At 56.5% G+C, this 18,979-nt stretch carries 12 protein-coding genes; 5 read left to right on the top strand and 7 right to left on the bottom strand.

Annotated elements, in window-relative coordinates; translation table 11 throughout:
• The first annotated feature begins 14 nt into the window (after positions 1-14).
• The 5 genes from IEW06_RS10480 (at position 15) to IEW06_RS10460 (ending at position 9,185) form a co-directional block, all read left to right on the top strand.
• Positions 15-1,550, top strand: coding sequence for a sialate O-acetylesterase (locus IEW06_RS10480; RefSeq protein ID WP_188548238.1), 1,536 nt, complete (start codon positions 15-17; stop codon positions 1,548-1,550).
• A gap of 7 nt (positions 1,551-1,557) precedes the next feature.
• Complete coding sequence (rhaM, locus tag IEW06_RS10475; protein WP_187732488.1) at positions 1,558-1,872, top strand: L-rhamnose mutarotase; 315 nt, start codon at positions 1,558-1,560, stop codon at positions 1,870-1,872.
• Positions 1,873-2,263: 391 nt separating this feature from the next.
• Positions 2,264-5,443: a SusC/RagA family TonB-linked outer membrane protein gene (locus IEW06_RS10470; RefSeq protein WP_188548237.1), complete on the top strand. Its 3,180-nt coding sequence runs from the start codon at positions 2,264-2,266 to the stop codon at positions 5,441-5,443.
• A 35-nt stretch (positions 5,444-5,478) separates the two neighbouring features.
• Positions 5,479-7,416, top strand: coding sequence for a RagB/SusD family nutrient uptake outer membrane protein (locus tag IEW06_RS10465; protein WP_187732485.1), 1,938 nt, complete (start codon positions 5,479-5,481; stop codon positions 7,414-7,416).
• Between the two features lie 341 nt (positions 7,417-7,757).
• On the top strand, positions 7,758-9,185 hold the full coding sequence (locus tag IEW06_RS10460) for a glycoside hydrolase family 28 protein (RefSeq protein ID WP_187732484.1): 1,428 nt from the start codon (positions 7,758-7,760) through the stop codon (positions 9,183-9,185).
• A 208-nt stretch (positions 9,186-9,393) separates the two neighbouring features.
• Here the strand turns inward: IEW06_RS10460 and IEW06_RS10455 are convergent, their stop codons facing one another.
• From IEW06_RS10455 to IEW06_RS10425, 7 genes are all read right to left on the bottom strand, one after another.
• On the bottom strand, positions 9,394-9,966 hold the full coding sequence (locus IEW06_RS10455) for a LutC/YkgG family protein (RefSeq protein ID WP_188548236.1): 573 nt from the start codon (positions 9,964-9,966) through the stop codon (positions 9,394-9,396).
• On the bottom strand, positions 9,963-11,333 hold the full coding sequence (locus tag IEW06_RS10450) for a lactate utilization protein B (RefSeq protein WP_187732483.1): 1,371 nt from the start codon (positions 11,331-11,333) through the stop codon (positions 9,963-9,965). Before IEW06_RS10450 ends, IEW06_RS10455 begins: the two co-directional genes overlap by 4 nt.
• The gene (locus IEW06_RS10445) at positions 11,330-12,070 is read right to left on the bottom strand and encodes a (Fe-S)-binding protein (RefSeq protein ID WP_187732482.1); all 741 of its coding nucleotides are present in this window, start codon (positions 12,068-12,070) and stop codon (positions 11,330-11,332) included. The genes IEW06_RS10450 and IEW06_RS10445 overlap by 4 nt, the downstream gene beginning before the upstream one ends.
• A 236-nt stretch (positions 12,071-12,306) precedes the next feature.
• Complete coding sequence (locus IEW06_RS10440) at positions 12,307-13,635, bottom strand: FGGY-family carbohydrate kinase (RefSeq protein ID WP_187732481.1); 1,329 nt, start codon at positions 13,633-13,635, stop codon at positions 12,307-12,309.
• Positions 13,632-14,912 (bottom strand): sugar isomerase, encoded by a 1,281-nt coding sequence (locus tag IEW06_RS10435; protein WP_188548235.1) that lies wholly within the window; start codon positions 14,910-14,912, stop codon positions 13,632-13,634. The genes IEW06_RS10440 and IEW06_RS10435 overlap by 4 nt, the downstream gene beginning before the upstream one ends.
• 398 nt (positions 14,913-15,310) lie before the next feature.
• On the bottom strand, positions 15,311-16,354 hold the full coding sequence (locus tag IEW06_RS10430; RefSeq protein WP_223284616.1) for a GntR family transcriptional regulator: 1,044 nt from the start codon (positions 16,352-16,354) through the stop codon (positions 15,311-15,313).
• A gap of 278 nt (positions 16,355-16,632) precedes the next feature.
• Positions 16,633-18,741 (bottom strand): bifunctional aldolase/short-chain dehydrogenase, encoded by a 2,109-nt coding sequence (locus tag IEW06_RS10425; protein WP_188548234.1) that lies wholly within the window; start codon positions 18,739-18,741, stop codon positions 16,633-16,635.
• Between the last annotated feature and the right edge of the window lie 238 nt (positions 18,742-18,979).

Below are 18,979 nucleotides of genomic sequence, written 5' to 3'. Positions count from 1 at the left end.
AAAAGCCCCCAAGCATGACTCACCGGCTTCCTTTGCGCCACCTACTGCTTCTGCTGCTTTTTGCACTGGCCAGCCCTGCTTGGGCCAACATCAAGCTACCCGCTTTGATGGCCGACAACATGGTGCTTCAGCAAAAAACCACCGTAGCCCTCTGGGGCTGGGCCGACCCCGGCGAAGCCGTAACGGTAACTGCCAGCTGGCAAAAAGCCCCCCAGAAAGTCACGGCCGATGCCCAGGGCAACTGGCAGGTTCGCATCCCCACCGATAAAGCCGGCGGACCACACACCATCACCTTTCAGGGCAAGAATAAGCTGACGGTCAGCAATGTGCTGCTGGGGGAAGTGTGGCTGTGCTCGGGGCAATCGAACATGAATTTCCCGGTGGCTAAAGGGGCATCTAAGTGGATGACGGGCGTCGTGAACGAAGCGGAAGTGGTGCCCAAGGCCACGTATCCGGCCATCCGCATGTTTACGGTGCCGCAGAAAGTGTCCGATACGCCCCAGATGGATACGGAGGGGAGTTGGGTGGTGTGCAGCCCCGAAACAGTGGGGAGCTTTTCGGCCGTGGCCTACTTTTTTGGCCAGGAAATTCACGAGAAAACCAAGGTGCCGGTGGGCCTGATTCACTCCTCTTGGGGTGGCACCCCGGCCGAGTCGTGGACGCGGAAAGACGTGCTGGAAAAAGACCCCGACCTGCGCCCCATCCTCACCCGCTATGACGAAGGGCTGACCCAGCGCCCGGCCTACGAAGCGGCCCTGACCGCCTGGAAGCAAGAGCAGGCTGCCTCTCCCCAAACCAAAACGCCCAAGCCCGCCGAGCCCCTCAGCGCAACCAGCAACAAGTCGCCCTACAAGCTCTACAACGGCATGATAAAGCCCCTGATTCCGTACACGCTCAAGGGTGTAATCTGGTATCAGGGCGAGAGCAACGCCGTGCGGGCCTATCAGTACCGCAAGCTATTTCCGGCCATGATAGCCAACTGGCGCCAGGACTGGCAGCAGCCGAATCTGCCGTTTTACTTCGTCCAGATAACCCCCCACAAGGAGCAGAATCCCGAAATTCGGGAAGCGCAGCTGCTAAGTATGCAAACCGTGCCGAACACGGGCATGGTGGTCATTACCGACGTGGGCGACTCGCTGGATATTCATCCGCGCAACAAGCAAGTCGTGGGGCACCGATTGGCACTGTGGGCCTTAGCAAAAGAATACGGGCAGAAAAATCTGCCGTATTCGGGGCCTATCTACAAAAAGATGGAAGTGAAAGATGGCAAAGCACGCCTGCAATTCGACTATACTTCCGGTGGCCTAGTTGCCCAAAACGGCGATCTGCGCGAGTTCACCATTGCCGGCCCCGACAGCGTGTTTCGGCCCGCCCAGGCTCGTATTGAGGGCAACTCGGTGGTGGTGTGGAGCGAGCAGGTAAAGCAGCCGGTGGCCGTGCGTTTTGGCTGGAGTAAGTCGCCCATGCCCAATTTATACAACGGGGCCGGCTTGCCCGCTTCGCCCTTTCGCACCGACCAATGGCGGGTAAGCACCCAAGGAAAACTGTAAGCCTTTTATGGAAGAAATAGCCTTCACCATGCAGCTGCGCCCCGGCGTGCAAGCCGAGTACCAGCGCCGCCACGACGAAATCTGGCCCGAACTGACTGCGGCCCTGCACGAAGCCGGCATCCGCGAGTATTCTATCTACCTGAACCCCGCTACTGACACGCTATTTGCCGTGCAGCGTCGCCTGCCTGAGCACACCGCCGATCAGCTGCCGTCGCTGCCAATCATGCAGCGCTGGTGGGCTTATATGGCTGATTTGATGCTGACCAATCCGGATAACTCGCCGGTGGTAACGCCGTTGGAAAGGGTATTTTATCAAGCATAAAAAGTTTGTATGATAGATGATTGAACGTGTCATCCTGAACTGAGCCGAAGCTTATTAACCACTCCGTTTGTCATCCTTAATCTAGCGTACGGCACGAAGGACCTTCTCTCCGAAGAACGATTTGTTTCAACGTGAGAAGGTCCTTCGTGCCGTACGCTAGATTAAGGATGACAATGATGTGAATAGGTAGTATAGAAACATCAGTATGCGTAAAGCTTCGTCGCAGCTGAAGGCGCAGAATACACGTCAGGATGTTTAAGAGATATTTTTGATCACTTCGAAGAAATACTAGCACGGCAGCAGGAGAGTGCGGGAGAGATTTGGGGAAGAAAGACAGGTACTTGGTAGGTAGAAACTCCCTGTTTGCATTCCCACTTCCAACTCCTCCTTTATGTTACAACTTTACAACTCAGTCCGCTGGTTGCCCCTGACAGTAGTAGTTGGTCTGGCGCCCGCCAGCGTCTTTGCCCAGACGGATCAAACCGTAACAGGGCGGGTCGTTACGGCCACCGACAAAAGTGGTTTGCCAGGGGTAACGGTAGTCGTGAAAGGCACCACCACCGGCACGAGCACCAACCCCGATGGCAGCTTCACCCTGACGGCCCCGGCCGGAGCCACGCTCACCATCTCCTCGATTGGCTATGTAACCCAGGAAGTGCCCGCCAGCGCATCACCGATAAGCGTGGCGCTGGCCGAGGATGTAACGCAGCTGGCAGACGTGGTAGTAGTTGGCTACGGCACCCAGAAAAAGAGCGACGTAACCGGCGCGCTGTCGTCGGTGTCGGAAGAGAAGATCAAGCAGGTGCCGGTTCAGAACCTGACCCAGGCCCTGCAAGGCCGCGCGGCCGGCGTCGACGTGGCGGGGGGCAATTTTCGGCCCGGTGAAACGCCCGCTATCCGTATTCGCGGCAACCGCTCGGTGCGGGCTTCCAACGAGCCGCTTTATGTAGTTGATGGCATTCCGCTGGCGCAAGGCACGGGCCTGAATGACTTCAACCCCGATGATATCGAATCAGTAGAAGTGCTAAAAGATGCTTCGGCAACCGCTATTTACGGTTCGCGGGGGGCAAATGGCGTGGTCATCGTGACTACCAAGCGCGGCAAGGAAGGCAAGTTTAATATCAGCTACAACACCTACGGCAGCTTCGACCGGCCTTTGCGCCTGCCGGAACTGTTCGACGCAGCAGAGTTTGCCGATGTGCGCCGCGAAGCGTACCGTACGTCGGGCTCTTATACCACGCCTTATCCTAATCCCGTAAACGATTTCACGCTGTTTGGCACCGACCCGAACGTGTGGGCCAACATCGCCGGGGCGTACACTTGGCGGGATTTTGACGCGCGCATTCCCGAAACGCGCGAAGCGACAGAGGAGGAGAAAGCCCGTTATGCCCTCTACGGCTTCCCGAACGTCACCCAGATTCCGATTTACGACCCCAGCAAGATCAGGAGCTTCGACTGGCAGGATGCCGCCTTGCGCAACGCCTTCACCCAAAACCACCAGCTTAGCGCTAGTGGCGGCTCCGAGAACCTGCGCGCGTCGCTGTCGGTGGGCTACCTGAATCAGGAAGGTATTCAGCCTGGCCAGGACTTCACCCGCTACACAGCCCGCGCTACCTTCGATTTCAAAGTCAATAAGATCATTTCGGTGGGCGGCTCTACCAACGCCAGCCTGGGTATTCAGAACGTCGGCCCCGACATCTACGGCAAAGCCGTTGGGCAGCTGCCGTATGCTACGCCCTACAACGCGGAAGGCGTATTCCAGACCAACCCCGGTGCCGACGCCAACATTTTGAACCCGCTGCTCGACCCGGAAAACACCTTTAGTGAGCGACGTGTGGCCCGTTTCTTTACCAGCCTCTACGCTGAGGCCCGGCTGCTGGAAGGCCTGCGCTACCGCCTCAACGTAGGCCCCGACTTCCGCAACGCCCGCAATGGTCAGTTTCGGTCGGCCCGCTCTACGGGACAGGGCGGCGGTGCCAACGCGGTATCGTTCGCGCAATACGATCAGAATCAGAACTTTACTTACGTCGTAGAAAACCTGCTTTTCTACGATAAGCAGCTCACCGCAGACCATAGCCTGGGCGTGACGCTCCTGCAAAGTATTCAGCAGGACCGCAGCGAAGGCTCCTCCATCAGTGCCACCAACCTGCCCTACGACTCGCAGAAGTGGTACAACCTAGGCTCAACCAACAACGCGGCGGCACAAAGTTTCGGCTCGGGTCCGTTTATCCAGCGCCAGCTGATGTCGTGGATGGGACGGGTAAACTACAGCTTCCGCGACAAGTACGTGTTGACGGCTACCGGACGGGCCGATGGTGCTTCCGTGCTGGCTGAGGGCCGCAAATGGGCATTTTTCCCTTCCGTAGCCCTAGCCTGGAAACTCCAGGAGGAGGGCTTTTTTAAGGACATAGCCATGCTGAGCGAGCTGAAGCTGCGCGGCGGCTACGGCTCCGTAGGCCAGGCGTCCGTAGACCCTTACACCACCGGCGGCACCTTGCAGCAAACTCCCTACGTGTGGGACGAGACGCCAGCGTATGGCTACACGCCCACGCCCGGCACGCTGCCCAATACGCTGGGGGGCTTACCCAACAGTGAGCTGGAGTGGGAGCGGACCAACACCGTAAACGTAGGTCTGGACTTTGGTTTGTTTAAAAACCGCATCAACGGTTCGGTGGAAGTGTACCGTGCCAACACCACCGGCCTGTTGCTGCCCCGCGCGCTGCCTACGGTTTCGGGCTTTAATAACGTGCTGCAAAACATCGGTGCCACGCGCAACACCGGCGTAGAAGCCACTGTGTCGACGGTGAACGTGGAAACCATCAAGTTCCGCTGGGGCTCTGACTTTGTCTTCACCAAGAACAAGGAAGAGTTCGTGGAGCTGGCCTCGGGCAAGCAGGACGACCTTGGCAACCGCTGGTTTATCGGCGAGCCCTTGGGCGTGTACTACGACTACAAGTACGAAGGCATCTGGCAGAGCTACGACACCGAAGGCCTAACTCGCTATAACGTGCGGCCAGGTACGATAAAAGTTGTGGACGTAAACAACGATGGCCAGATCAACACTCAGGACCAGATTGTGCTGGGCTCGAACCGCCCCAAGTGGAGCGGCAGCGTAAGCAACAGCTTCTCCTACGGCGGCTTCGATTTGAGCTTCCTGGTGTATGCCCGTGTCGGCCAGATGCTGGCCACGGGCTTCCGGCCCGGCCTTGGGGGGCGTTTTCCAGGTCAGAAAGTCGACTACTGGACACCAGCCAATCCAACCACCGAGGAGCCCCGGCCAAACAGCCAGCAGGACATTGCCACCTTTGGCGACGCCTTGCGGTACCAGGATGGCAGCTTCGCCAAAGTGCGCAGCATCTCGCTCACTTATAACCTCCCTAAGGAGCTAGCCTCTAAGTTCTACAGCAGCAACCTGAGTGTGTACGTGAATGCGGTCAACCCCTTCCTGATCACCAAGTTCAAGGGGCTGGACCCCGAAGCCACCGATATCGGTACTACCTCTGGCGAACTGGCGCAAGCGCGTAACCTGAGCACCAAAAGCTTGGTGCTTGGCCTCCGCATTGGCTTCTGATTTGACGACTAATTCCCCACGTCTAGCCTAGTATCATGAAACGTTCATATCGACTCATAACCATTGCCCTGCTTACTACCTTCGGCCTGACTACCACGGCCTGCAAGGATTATCTGCAGGAAGAACTCGTCTCTACCCTTACCAACGATTATTACACTACGGAAAAAGGGCTGGAAGACCTTGTAAAAGCGGCCTACGAACAGACCCGCTTCAAGTACGCCAACGAGCACAGCTACGCGATGTTCAACTTCGGCACCGATGAGTTTACGCATGCCGATCAGGTTAACTACGTTTACTGGAATACCTACGACCGTAGCCGTCTGAATACCGGTAATGGCATCGAAAGCTTCGTGCACGATGTGTGGACGGCCGACTACGATGGTATCAACCGCTGCAACATCGGCATCGATAAGATTCCGGCTTTCACTGGCGGCACTACCACGCTGGCTACTGCGGCACAGAAGGCCCAGCGCCTCGGCGAGCTGCATTTCCTGCGGGCTTACTACTATTTTCAGCTAGTGCAGCAGTACGGTGCCATCCCAGTTTCGCTGAAGCCTACCGAAAGTATACAGCTGGAATACGAGCGCACGCCCGTGCCGCAGGTGTATCAGCAGATCATCAAGGATTTGCGCTTTGCGGAGGAAAATTTGTCCCCCACAAGCGCGGAGTTTGGTCGCGCTACCAAAGGCGCGGCTCAGCATTACTTAGCCAAAGTGTACCTGACGCGCGGCAGCGCCATCACCGACGAGCGGGGCCAGAAGCCCACCGACGTGGATAGCGCTGCTTACTACGCCGACCAGGTGATTACCTCGGGCCGTTACGTGCTGGAAAACGACTTTGCCAAACTCTGGGATATTTCCAGCTATGCGAATAACCGCGCCGGGCAAACCAGCCGGGAAGTCATTTTCTCCACGCAGTTCAACAACGTCATTACCCTGGCAGGCCGCTTTGGCAACCGCGTGCACTCGTATTTCACCATGATCTACGAAGACACCCCCGGCATGGCCCGCGACCTGCTCAACGACCGGCCCTTCCGCCGCCTGATGCCCACCAACTACACCATGGATATCTACGACCGGCGCAACGACTCGCGGTTTTATAAGAGCTTCAAAACGGTGTGGATTGCTAATAACGCCGCCACCATTCCCAAATGGACGGCCGCCAATGCACCTACTCCCGCGCAGGTAGGGCAAAACAAATTTGCCATAGGCGATACGGCCATTTTTATCCAAGTAAATACCCCGCAAACCACGCTCACTGCCAACCAGATTTCGCGGACGCGCTACGCTACGTTTGCGCGCTACTTCCGCAACGGTAGCAACGCTGTGTCTTCGGCTTATGACCCAACCGGCCCGGTAGGCGTGCGCAACAAATATCCTCAGCTGCTGAAGTATATCGACCCGTTTCGGGCCGGCTCTGGCGTAAATGAAGAGGCTGGCACGCGCGACGGTATCCTGGCTCGCTTTGCTGAAACGTATCTGATTGCCGCCGAGGCTTATGGTCGTAAGGGTGATTACGCCAAGGCTATCGGCTACATCAACACCCTGCGCAACCGGGCAGCATACAAGGCCGGCGAAGCAAAGCCCACGGCTTTCTCACTAGTGGAAGGCGGCACCCGCGGCGACGTGACGAGCACGGCTCCGGCCTTGCAGGTTACTATGACCAAGTTCACCACCAACGACCCAGCTGAGTTGTATCCGCCGTCGGCCACCACCACGCAGGCTCGTTTTATCGCCTTCATCTTGAATGAAAGAACCCGCGAGCTGGCCGGGGAGCTGCACCGCTGGGAAGATCTGGCCCGCACCGAAACGCTGCTGGAGCGCGCCCGCACCTTCAATCCTGATACCCGGTCCGAAATACAGCCCTATCACAAGCTGCGGCCCATCCCGCGCGAGCACTTGGAGCGGATATTCCGCGGTGGTCAATCACTAACCCAGGAACAGCGCCAGACCGAGCAGAATCCGGGCTACTAACCGGCTGTTAATTGTCCATTTTTAAGTCCGTCATGCTGAGCATGACGGACTTATTTTTTAGCCCCTGGATGAATAGCTCGCAGCACGCATGTGCAACTTTCAACGTGTAGCCGCCCCGGATTTCTGCTGCGTTTTGCTAGGGTAATTTTCAGTAGCAGGAGGGTGCGGGAGGGTTCGGCGGGTGAGAAAATGCAGATTTGGATGAGTAAGCAAAAGTGAGTGTTAACTGACGTGGGGCTGGGGGGCAAATACAGCGGTGGTGGGAATCTGTTGTTCCGCCGCTCAGTCCCGCGTCATGTTACAATTCCCGTTTCTTCCTGATTCGGTCAATCCTGCCTCCTATGCAACTGCTGCTCTCTTTTCTGTTTCCGCTCATCACTTGGTTAAGCCTGTTTGTAATTGAGCCAGCGGCACCCACTGCCCATGATCCCGCCTGGGTGAAAGAAGTAGGCGCCAAAACCCGACCCACGGCCAAAACGACCTTTGCGGCTGCCAAGTACGGTGTAGTAGGCGACGGCAAAACGCTTAACACCAAAGCCATTCAAAACGCCATCGACGCGGCCGCCAGGGAAGGCGGGGTTGTCACGTTTGAGCCCGGTCAGTATCTGACGGGCTCTATTTTTTTGAAGAAAGGCGTCACGCTACAGCTTGACAAAGGCGTGACTCTGCTCGGCAGCCAGTACATCAAGGATTATCCCGAAATGCCCAGCCGTATTGCCGGCATCGAGATGGTGTGGCCCGCGGCGCTGATTAATGTGCTGGATCAGGACAACGTGGCCATCATCGGCCAAGGCACTGTAGATGGTCAGGGCAAACCCTTCTGGGAGTTGTATTGGGCCATGCGCAAAGACTACGAAGCCAAAGGCCTGCGCTGGATTGTGGACTATGACGCCAAGCGCCCGCGCACCTTGCTTGTGTCAAACTCCTCGAACGTAACCATCAAAGACATTACGTTGCAGCGGGCCGGTTTCTGGACGGTACACGTGCTCTACTCCAAAAACGTAACCGCCGACGGCCTTATCATCCGCAACAACCTCGGCGGCCACGGCCCCAGCACCGACGGCATCGACATCGACTCCAGCAGCTACGTGCTGGTGCAAAACTGCGACATCGACTGCAACGACGACAACTTCTGCCTCAAGTCGGGCCGCGACGCCGACGGTCTGCGCGTAAATAAGTCCACGGAGTACGTGCTCATCCAAAACTGCGTGGCCGGGGCCGGTGGGGGGCTTTTTACCTGCGGTAGCGAAACCTCCGGGGGCATTCGTCATGTCATTGCCCGCAACCTGAAAGCGAAAGGAACCAAGGTTGGTATCCGGATCAAATCGGCGCTTACGCGGGGCGGTACGGTAGAGGATATTCGGGTTGATAATATCGAGATGGATGGCGTAGGTACGGCCATCGAGATGACGATGAACTGGAACCCGTCCTACAGCTACTCCACGCTGCCCGAAGGCTACACGCAGGAGACATTGCCGGCTCATTGGAAAGCCATGCTGACCAAAGTCGAGCCTGCTGAAAAAGGCCTCCCATACTTCCGCGACGTGCACATCAGCAACGTGCGCGTGACCAACGCCAAAAAAGCTGTTTCGGCCGAAGGTCAGCCCAATTCCTTGCTCGAAAACATGACCCTGAGCAACATTACCATAACAGCCCAGACTGCAGGCGACATCAGCTACGCGAAAAACTGGACTGTCAAGAATATCAACATCACGGCCCAGGACCAAGAGCCCGTAGCAGTGGTGAATAGCACGAGCGTGAAATTCTAAAAGCTATGAAAACGCAAAGAGCGCGGACAACAGCTGCTGGCATCCAGGATCTTTTGCGTTTGTTTTCACGAGTTTTTCAAACTAAAGGCGGTCATGCAGAGTGGAGCGAAGCATCTCGCGTGTTTATCAAGGGTACTAATCCCACTAAACACGCGAGATGCTTCGCTCCACTCTGCATGACGGTGGTTGAACCGATGCTTTCTAACTACTACGTCGTGAGTAGCACCGTGAGGCTGCGCGCGCCGTGGGCTCCAATAACCAACGACTGCTCAATGTCAGCCGTTTTGGAAGGGCCCGCGATGAACAGGCCGTAGCCGCCTACATCTTGCACCCGCGCATACGCTTCGTGCATGTTGGCCACGATATTTTGCTCGGAAAGCACAAGCACTAAATGCTGGGTAATCAGCGGTAAAGCCCGGTGCAGCATGTTTACTTCGGGTAGCCAGATGCAGGCGTTTTCGGCTACGCCAAAAATGCCCCCCAGCACGGCTACGTCCACCGTATCGAGCACAGCGGTTGGTGTTTGCTCATCGATAGTGATGGTGGCGGGCAGCAGGGGAGAAGCAACAGAGCCAGCGGCTGGGAAAAGCTCCTGAACTACTTCGGCCAATGGCTGGCATGCTGGTACGCGCACAATTTGCCCCCCAATGCTTTGCAGCACTTCCGTAAAGCGCTCCACCGAATCGTTGCCGGTGAACTGAGGCACCGTAGGCAGCGGGTTTGCTTCGAAGTGATTGGCGCGGGTAGCGGCCAGAATTCGCTCGCGGGCAGTGGCCGTCATGGTTTGGGGTTGGTTTGCTTGAACCATTCGCGGAAGCTTTGGGGCGGCGGCTCGGGTAGTTCGCGGGCAATGGCCCACGGGTTGTAACCGGGGGCGTGGGTGAGGGCGTGGGGCACAAAACGCAGGCTGGTGCGGGCAAATTTGCCCCCCAACTCGTACATAGCCGGCCGGGCCAGCACCCGACTCAGCAGGCGCATGCTCCACTTCTTGCTGGCCGGAATTTCATCGGCCGCGGCAATTACCTGCCGCCACTTATAGAGCTGGGTGTGAATATCAATCTTCACCGGGCACACATCGGTGCAGGAGCCGCAGAGCGTGGAGGCAAACGGCAAAGATGCGTGCTGGCGCATGTCGATGTTGGGCGATAGAATTGCCCCAATCGGGCCCGGCACCGTGAAGTCGTAGCTGTGGCCGCCGCTGCGCCGGTACACAGGGCAGGTGTTCATGCAAGCGCCACACCGAATGCACTTCAGCGAGGCCCGAAAATCGGGGCGGCCGAGCTGCTGGGTGCGACCATTATCTACCAGAATTACGTGCAGCTCTTTGCCCGCGGCGGGGCGGCTGAAGTGCGAGGTGTAAGTAGTGGCAGGCTGCCCGGTAGCGCTACGAGCCAGCAGGCGCGTGAATACGCTTAGGTCGGAGAGGCGCGGAATGAGCTTCTCGATGCCCATGCTGGCAATGTGCACCCGCGCCAGATTTACGGCCAGGTCGGCGTTGCCTTCGTTGGTACACACCACGACGCTGCCCGTTTCGGCAATAGCAAAATTAACTCCCGAAATAGCCACTTCCGCGGCCAGGAATCGGGCGCGTAAGTGCTGACGCGCAGCTTCCGTGAGAACCTGCGGATCGACTTCGCCCTCGGCCGTGCCCAGATGCTTAAAAAACGTGGCACCCACGTCTTCCTTTTTCAAGTGAATGGCCGGCAGCACCAGGTGGCTCGGCGACTCCTGCCGCAGCTGCACAATCCGCTCCCCGAGGTCCGTATCTACGATTTCCACCCCGTGGCGCAGCAGATACGGGTTCAGGTGGCACTCCTCCGTCAGCATCGACTTGCTTTTGACGATGCTAGTGGCGTTTTGCTGACGGATAATGTCGAGCACAATGGCGTTGTGCTCCTCCGCATTGCTGGCCCAGTGCACGTGCACACCATTTGCCTTGGCCTGAGCTTCAAACTGTTCCAGGTAATCAGCGAGGCGGCTTAGCGTGTGCGTTTTGATCTGGGAAGCCAGCTCGCGCAGCTCCTGAAATTCGGGCACCGCATACACGGCTTTGTCGCGCTTCTGGCGCACAAACCACAGGGTTTCGTCGTGCCAGGTGGTGCGCTCCGCATCGCGGGTAAATATCTCAGCTCGTTTGGGGTGGCTCATAAGATGGTGCCGTTCAATATTTCGGCGGCGTGCATCACCCGCATGGGTAGTTTTTGGCGCCGTACAATGCCCTCTAGGTGCATCAGGCACGACATGTCGCCGCCCGTCAGTACCCGCGTGCCGTTGCGCAGATGGTCCTGCACTCTGTCCTGACCCATGCGCGCCGAAATAGCCGCCTCCGACACGCAAAATGTCCCCCCAAAGCCACAGCACTCGTCATTACGGTCAAGCTCCGTTAGCTCAATGCCCTCTAACGATTTCAACAGCCGCCGCAAATGCCCATCCCGCACGGGCGTCATTTCCGACTCGTTGGCCTGATGTAAGCCGCGCTGTCCGTGGCAGCTCAGATGCAGGCCCACTTTGTGCCGAAACTCACCCGGTATTTTCGTAACGCCCAGAATAGTGGTGATAAAGTCAATCAGATCGTAAGTCGTTTCGCGCACGTGCTGCACGGCCGGAGTCTGCTCAATGATATTGAAATGCTTGCGCACGTGATACACGCAGCTGCCCGCCGGCGCTACCACATAGTCGTATCCCTGAAACGTATCAACAAAATGGTGATACACAGGAATGGCGTCCTGCTCGCAGCCGCTATTGGCCATCGGCTGCCCGCAGCAGGTTTGCTTCTGCGGAAATTCGGCCTGTATGCCCAGCTTTTCCAGCAACTGATAGGTAGCAATACCTACCTGCGGGTAAAACTGATCAACGTAGCAGGGAATAAATAAAGCGACTTTCATTAAAGTTTATAAAGCTTGGACCAGAGCTGTTTTCCAGTTCTGTTTATGATCGTTAAACGACTCGCGTCTGTCATGCAGAGCAGAGCGAAGCATCTCGCGTGCTGATGAGAGGTTAGTAATCTTACTAAACACGCGAGATGCTTCGCTCTGCTCTGCATGACGGCCTTTTAAAAAACCAAAAAAGCACCTCAGGCCATTTGCTGTGAAATTCGAGCGAGGCTTGGAACTCTAAAATCTTACGAAAACAACAACTGCGTTTTCTTCCAAGCTTCCCCTTGTTCTAAGTGAATCAAGGCACCAAGGGCGGTAGCTTGAGGAACCTCTAGAGTCTTGATTTTCGCGTCGGGGAAATTCCAACTGAGAATCTGCATGAACAACGGGTTACGGGCGAAGCCGCCATCTACGTAGATCAGCTTCTCATCGCGCCGGATCAGGTTAATGGATTCGGTGAGGATGTCCATGAGGCCGTGCATGAGGTGATGGTACGCATCTCCCGCCGTATTGAAGCCGGATAGATCCCACTCACCGGCCTGCCGCTCTGGGAAGGGCCCCGTGCCCCTCATGCACCAGGGCTGAAAGTCATGCGAGGCCTCATCGTAGGGGCGGGCCAGCATGAGAGAGTGGTAAAAATCGGGCTTTACGTGGAAGTGGTGGGCAATGCGCTGCACCTGGAAGTCGTGCTCACGGCCGAAAAATACCCGCGATGCTTTGGTCATTTCGCCTTTGGGCGAGAGAAAGCTCAGGCAGTCGCGGCGCAGAAGCTCCGGGCTGAGCGGCTCCCGGTTGAAGGGGCTCAGCGTCACGGCCCACGTGCCGGTCGAAATCAGCAGGAAAGGCTTCTCGTCCTGCTGCATATACGGCAACAGCGCCGCCGAGCTATCATGCAAGCCAACGCCGACCAGAATGCCATCAACCACGGACGCAATTGAGTCTTTGGTCAGGGGGGCTAATTTGTCGTCGATGCCCTCGCGGTACACCCAGTCGTGGTATTGATTACGCTTGAAATCCCACAGACCCGTATGACAGCCTACGGATGTGTAGTCGCTAAATGCCTCACCCGTAATCAGGTACGACAAGTACTGCGGCAAATGCAGCGACGTGCGAATGCGGGCGTATTGCTCCGGTTTGGTTTGCTTAAGCCAGTACAGCTGCATACCGGAGTTGAGCATGCCCATCTGCGGCGAGCAGGTAGCCGTGGCAAAGTCAACGGGATCTTCGTCCAGCTCAGCGTAAAACTGCGCGCTCACGGCCGGCGGCATGGGCTTCAGATAGTTGTAGAGAGGCAAAATGGGCTGCCCATTGGCCCCCAAATGCACAAAGCTGGCACCGTAGGAAGTGAAATTCACTCCCTTCAGACTATAGTGCGGATTGTGCCGTAAAGTGTGCCAGCGGTCCTGCACCCACTGCGAAAGCCGTGAGAGAGTTTCACACGGAAAACCTTCCTCATCCACGGTTTCCAGACACACTTGCTGGTGCTCGTCGATGATCTGTCGATCCTCGTCGAAGAGCAGTACTTTTTTGTTGGTCTTGCCAACATCGAACACAGCGTAGATAGACTTTTTCATAAGCCAGTAGACAGACTGAGTTTGCCGCGTTGCTGAATAAGCTGCTCCCGAATCTGGCCGGCGCGATAGGCCGCAATGGGGTTGAGCGCTCCGCCACTTTGGCGGTAGGCTTCGGCCACCAGCGGACGTACATCGGTGAGGAAGGCGTCGCGCAGAATCTCTTCGGCCCGAACCACGTCGTTATTTTCCTGGGCTTCCTGCAAAGCGGCGCGGTCGACGAGCAGGGCTTTGGCGTAGGCGCCGAGGATGCTTTCTACCGATTGGAGCAGGTCTTCCAGCGGGTCCTTGGTGTTGTGGCTGGCATCGATCATGTAAGCCACGGCCGCGTTGGTAACGGCGGAATCCTGAGCGCCATCGACCAGCTCATTGAAAATCAGGAAGAGCTGATAGGGCTTGATGCTGCCCGTGGTCAAGTCGTCGTCGCCGTACATGGAGCCGTTGAAGTGAAAGCCCCCCAGCCGCCCAAAATGCAACAGGCGACCCACGATTTGCTCGATGTTGGTGTTAGGCAAATGGTGACCTAAATCGACCAGCACCTGCGCATTCTCACCCAGGTATTGGCACAGCGAGTACGACGTACCCCAATCCGGAATAACCATGGAGTAGAAGTGCGGCTCGTAGGGCTTGTATTCAATCAGCATGGTCATGTCGGAAGGCATGGCCTCGTAGATGCTGGCCAAGGCTTCGGCCGTGCGCTGGTAGGCGCGGCGCAGGTGCTGCTGACCGGGGAAGTTGGAGCCGTCGGCGAGCCACACCGTATGAATTTTGGCCCCCAGTTGCTTGCCGTATTCCACGCACTCAATGTTGTGCTGAATGGCCTGCTGACGCACCGCTTTTTCGGTGTGGCTGAGCGAGCCAAACTTGTAGGAATACGCCTGATCTTTCTGATCCTGAAACGTATTCGAGTTCATCGAATCAATCGTCAGTCCTTCCGCTTGCAGCTGCTGCTGAAGCGCTGGAATATCCTTCGGAATATCCCACGGAATATGCAGGGAAATGGAGTTGGAGGAGCGATTAAGACGATTAAGCAAGGTCACATCGCCAATCTTCTCCTCAAGGCTGCGCGGCTCGCCCCCCGATGGGTAGCGCCCAAAGCGCGTGCCCCCCGTACCCAGGGCCCAGCTCGGAATAGCTACCTGAAAATCAATGAGCTGCCGGATAACATCCTGGGCGTCGAGGCTGCGGCGGGCCAGCATATCGGTCAGATAGCTGAAGCGCAGCTGGTGCTCGCTCAACAACGGTTGGTTGAGGTCCTGAATTTGTTGGTCGGAAAGCATAGTAGAGTAGGGGTCGAGGGTGAGAAGATGGAGCCCGGCAGCTTCGTTTTAGCAAGTCGGCCAGGCAGACGATACACACAGCTTCATTAGGATAAGCAACCTAGCACCAACCCGCGCCCAAACTCTTCTGAACTCTCCTGTGTGGGGGGCTTTTTTCCTGGATAAAAATCAGCTGCCGAATATCAACTGATCAGATAGGTGAAAAAAGAAGAGGAGAGACAATTTTCTGCCTCTCCTCGCCTGTTATTTCATGGTGCCATTACGGTGTAGAGACACATACTTGTGTCTTATGATTGAACGACGTATTTCGCTCAACAAACAACGATGAGACACAAGTATGTGTCTCTACAAAAAAGCCCCCAGATAATCAGAGAAGGTTGTTTCTGAGGCTGCCGCCACTACAGCGACCCGCGCCGAATCGTGTAAAACGGATTCTTCACTTTTACGCGCTGCTTCTCCAGTAAAAGCTCCGCCGCCGTGCGGCCCATCGCCTCAAAATCGGTGGTGATAACGGTGATGCCCAGCAGCTCTTTCAGCGTGCTGGCATTGAAGGATAAAATGCCGATTTCACGCCCCAATAAGTAAGGCGTTTGGCGCACTTTTTTCATCAGCTCAGCCAGGTCGGTGGTTTCTACAACTACGTAGGCAGTGCCGGCTTCCAGCACTTCGTTTATGGCGTTTTCCTTAACTGAAAAACCCTTGTTGTAATTGATGCAGAAAGTGCGAAAACCCCAGGCAATTTCGACCGGATAGTTGTTGCCTACGCTGGGCAGCACGAGCACCATACGCTCGTATTTTTCCAGCAAATCCTGCACGCCTTCCAGAGCCGTAAAAATGTCCTTGTCGAAGTCCTGATACACGGTCAGCACGTCGCGCTTCATGTCGGGCAGGTCTTTATCGAGCAGAACTAATTCGTTTGCGGGAATGGAGTTAAGAACGCTTTTGTAGTCGGCTTTATCCAAGTCCAGCGCAAAGTGCGGCATCACCACGTAGTAGTTGTACTTGCCCAGATTCTTCTCGATAATTTCCTGAAAAAGATGGGCGCTGTAGTGATGAATTTGCAGGTCAACAGTGGCCCGGTCGCCGAGGGCTTGCAGGAAAGCGTAATAAATGATCTTTTTATAAGAGCTGAGCTTATTGAAAACCAGCAAAATCTTGATTTTGGTGGCGTCGGTGGCCTGCACGTAGTAGCCTTTGCCTTGCACAGAGGTGCAAAAACCCCGCTCCCGCAGCTCTCGATACGCTTTTTCGACAGTGTCGCGGGCCAGGTAGTATTCGGCGCTGAGCTCACTGATGGAGGGCAGTTGGTCGCCTTTTTTCAACGTGCCCCGCTCAATATCGGTAATCACCGACTGCACAATCTGCTTGTACTTGGGGGTTTTGTCGAAAGGTTTGAACTGCAACTTATACATGCTCTGATTAGGCGAAAGTACAACGGCCATAGCGAGTAGTTGGGTGGGAAAACTAGAGCTAAGAACACCGGCACCGAAGCAACGAAGTTCTCTTCCGCTTCGGGGGGCTTTTTTTGGGCAGACTTCTACTTGTTAGAGCATAAATTAAGGACTTAAAAATACAGTTGGAAGTAAAAAGGCCAATTTCATTGCGTCATCGTTGCCGGGAACGTTCCCAAAGGTGCGGCCCCGCCACGAAGTTTGAGAAGCGCACAAAAAAACGGGCCGGCTATGTAGCCGGCCCGTTCCGTTTTCAATCAGGTTTTTGCTTAGCGCACGAATGCCATTGCTACGCCGCCATCCACGTTGAGCACGTTGCCTGTGGATTTGCTCAGAGAGCCATCCACGAACACGCGCACGGCTTTGGCAATGTCTTCGGCCAGCAGCTCCTCGCCCAGCAAGGTGCGCTTGGCGTAGTGCTGGGGCAGCTCTTCCACCGAAATACCGTAGGCTTTGGCCCGACCTTGTGCCCAGGCGCCTTCCCATATTTTGGAGCCGCGCAATACAGCGTCCGGGTTCACGGTGTTCACGCGAATCTTGTCGGGGCCGAGCTCGGCGGCCAGCAGGCGCGACATGTGCAGCTGGGCCGCTTTGGCCGTGCCGTAAGCCACGTTATTCGGGCCGGCCACAAGGCCGTTTTTGCTGGCGATGTTCACAATATCGCCCCCCAGCGCCTGCTGACGCAAAATCTCCACGGCGGCCTGGCTTACCAGGAACTGCCCTTTTACGAGCACGTCGTTGAGAATATCCCAGTCGGCCTGGGTGGTTTCGGCCAATGGTTTGGAGATGCTCAGGCCGGCGCAGTTGACGATGATATCGACGCCACCGAACTGCAGTACGCTTTGGCGCAGCGCTTCCGCAATGCCTTCGGCGCTGGTGACTTCGATGCCCACGGCCAGCGAGCTGTCCTTGCCAAATTGCTTGCGCAAATCGGTTTGCGTTTCGTCCAGGTCGGCACGGTCGGCAGCGACTACGCAAGCACCCTGTTGCAGCAGGGCCTCACAGATTGCTTTGCCGATACCGCCCGTACCACCCGTGACGAAGGCTACCTTGCCCGAAAGCGACTTGGGAGGCGCCATGCGCTGGAGCTTGGCTTCTTCCAAGAGCCAGTATTCAATGTCAAATGCTTCCTGTTCCGGTAGGCCTACGTAGGTGCTTACCGCCTCGGCGCCCTTCATCACGTTGATGGCGTTGGTATAAAACTCAGCGGCTACGCGGGCGGTCTGCTTGTCTTTGGCAAAGGCAAACATGCCCACGCCGGGCCACAGAATAATCACCGGATTGGCATCGCGCATGCCGGGGCTGTTAGCGTGCTTGCTGCGCTCGTAATACGCCGCATAATCCTGGCGATACGCTTCAAACTGCTCCTGCAAATAGGTTTTCACCTCGGCCAATGGCTGGCTCATCACCGCCGGGTCGAGCACCAAGGGGCGAATTTTAGTACGCAGGAAGTGGTCGGGGCAGGAGGTGCCTTTTTGAGCCAAGCGAGCCAGATCATGCGAGTTCACGAACTCCAGCACGCGGGCATCGTCGGTGAAGTGACCCAGCATGCGGCGGTGGCCCGAAGCCAGACCGCGAAGCGTAGGCATGATGGCTGCCGCCTGCTGCTTACGCGTGGCGGCATCGGGGCCGTTGGATAGCTTTACGCCCCCAAACACGGGCTTGTTCTTGCCATAGTTGCTAGCCAGATAAGCAGCCGCCTGCTCAATTACCTCCAGCGTATTCATATACGACTCGTACGAGGTGTCGCCCCAGGTAAACAGGCCATGGCCGCCGAGAATGACACCGCGCAGGCCCGGATTTTCTTGCACTACCTTTTCGAGTTGCAAACCCAGGTCGAAGCCGGGGCGCTGCCAGGGCAGCCACGCCATGCTGTCACCCCAGATGTCGCGCATAATCTGCTCGCCGTCCTGGCTGGCGGCAATAGCAATCAGGGCATCGGGGTGCAAGTGGTCGATGTGCTTGAAGGGCAGCAGGCCATGCAAGGGCGTATCAATAGAAGGGGCTGCGCACTTCGGGTCGAAGAGGCAGTGGTTGAACAGCTCTACCATCTCGTCTTCGTGCTCGAGGCCGCGGTAGCGGTTTTTGAGCTGGTGCAGCTTCTCTACGTAGAGATTAGCGCAACCGGCTTTGGTCAGGGTGCCGATGTCGCCGCCGGAGCCTTTTACCCACATCACGGGCACTTGCTCGCCGGTTACGGGGTCGGTTTCGGTGATTTTGACGGAGGTGTTGCCGCCCGCATAGTTGGTTAGGCGCAAATCCGCTCCCAGCAGGTTGGAGCGATAAATAAATAAGGCTACTTCATCGCCGGCTAGTGCCGCCGCCTGGGCCTCGTCCCACAAGTAACTGACGTGCTGAAAGGTGAGCGTTTTTTCCATATTGAGGCTACTGATTTGAGGGCCGAAAACCGGATAATTAGATTGCTCACAAAAGAATAGGAACTGCAAGCGGTAAAACTCCTGCACTCTCCTGTTCGGGCGTGAATAAATTTTGCAAGAGTCTATTTTTCACTTAGTATACGGATGTATAAACGCGCCACTTCGCGGCTCCGCGTTGAACAACCGATACTGAGCAACCTCAGCAGCGAGGAGACGCGAAGTGTCGCGTCTCTACATA

Origin of the sequence: Hymenobacter qilianensis (genome assembly GCF_014638675.1) — a bacterium.
Taxonomy (GTDB): Bacteria; Bacteroidota; Bacteroidia; order Cytophagales; family Hymenobacteraceae; genus Hymenobacter; species Hymenobacter qilianensis.
This window is presented reverse-complemented; position numbering and strand designations above follow the sequence as displayed.

Bases quoted from the DNA above. Each gene is read 5' to 3' on its own strand.
- IEW06_RS10480 (WP_188548238.1), top strand. From the start codon at position 15: ATGACTCACCGGCTTCCTTTGCGCCACCTACTGCTTCTGCTGCTTTTT.
- rhaM (WP_187732488.1), top strand. From the start codon at position 1,558: ATGGAAGAAATAGCCTTCACCATGCAGCTGCGCCCCGGCGTGCAAGCC.
- IEW06_RS10470 (WP_188548237.1), top strand. From the start codon at position 2,264: ATGTTACAACTTTACAACTCAGTCCGCTGGTTGCCCCTGACAGTAGTA.
- IEW06_RS10465 (WP_187732485.1), top strand. From the start codon at position 5,479: ATGAAACGTTCATATCGACTCATAACCATTGCCCTGCTTACTACCTTC.
- IEW06_RS10460 (WP_187732484.1), top strand. From the start codon at position 7,758: ATGCAACTGCTGCTCTCTTTTCTGTTTCCGCTCATCACTTGGTTAAGC.
- IEW06_RS10455 (WP_188548236.1), bottom strand. From the start codon at position 9,966: ATGACGGCCACTGCCCGCGAGCGAATTCTGGCCGCTACCCGCGCCAAT.
- IEW06_RS10450 (WP_187732483.1), bottom strand. From the start codon at position 11,333: ATGAGCCACCCCAAACGAGCTGAGATATTTACCCGCGATGCGGAGCGC.
- IEW06_RS10445 (WP_187732482.1), bottom strand. From the start codon at position 12,070: ATGAAAGTCGCTTTATTTATTCCCTGCTACGTTGATCAGTTTTACCCG.
- IEW06_RS10440 (WP_187732481.1), bottom strand. From the start codon at position 13,635: ATGAAAAAGTCTATCTACGCTGTGTTCGATGTTGGCAAGACCAACAAA.
- IEW06_RS10435 (WP_188548235.1), bottom strand. From the start codon at position 14,912: ATGCTTTCCGACCAACAAATTCAGGACCTCAACCAACCGTTGTTGAGC.
- IEW06_RS10430 (WP_223284616.1), bottom strand. From the start codon at position 16,354: ATGGCCGTTGTACTTTCGCCTAATCAGAGCATGTATAAGTTGCAGTTC.
- IEW06_RS10425 (WP_188548234.1), bottom strand. From the start codon at position 18,741: ATGGAAAAAACGCTCACCTTTCAGCACGTCAGTTACTTGTGGGACGAG.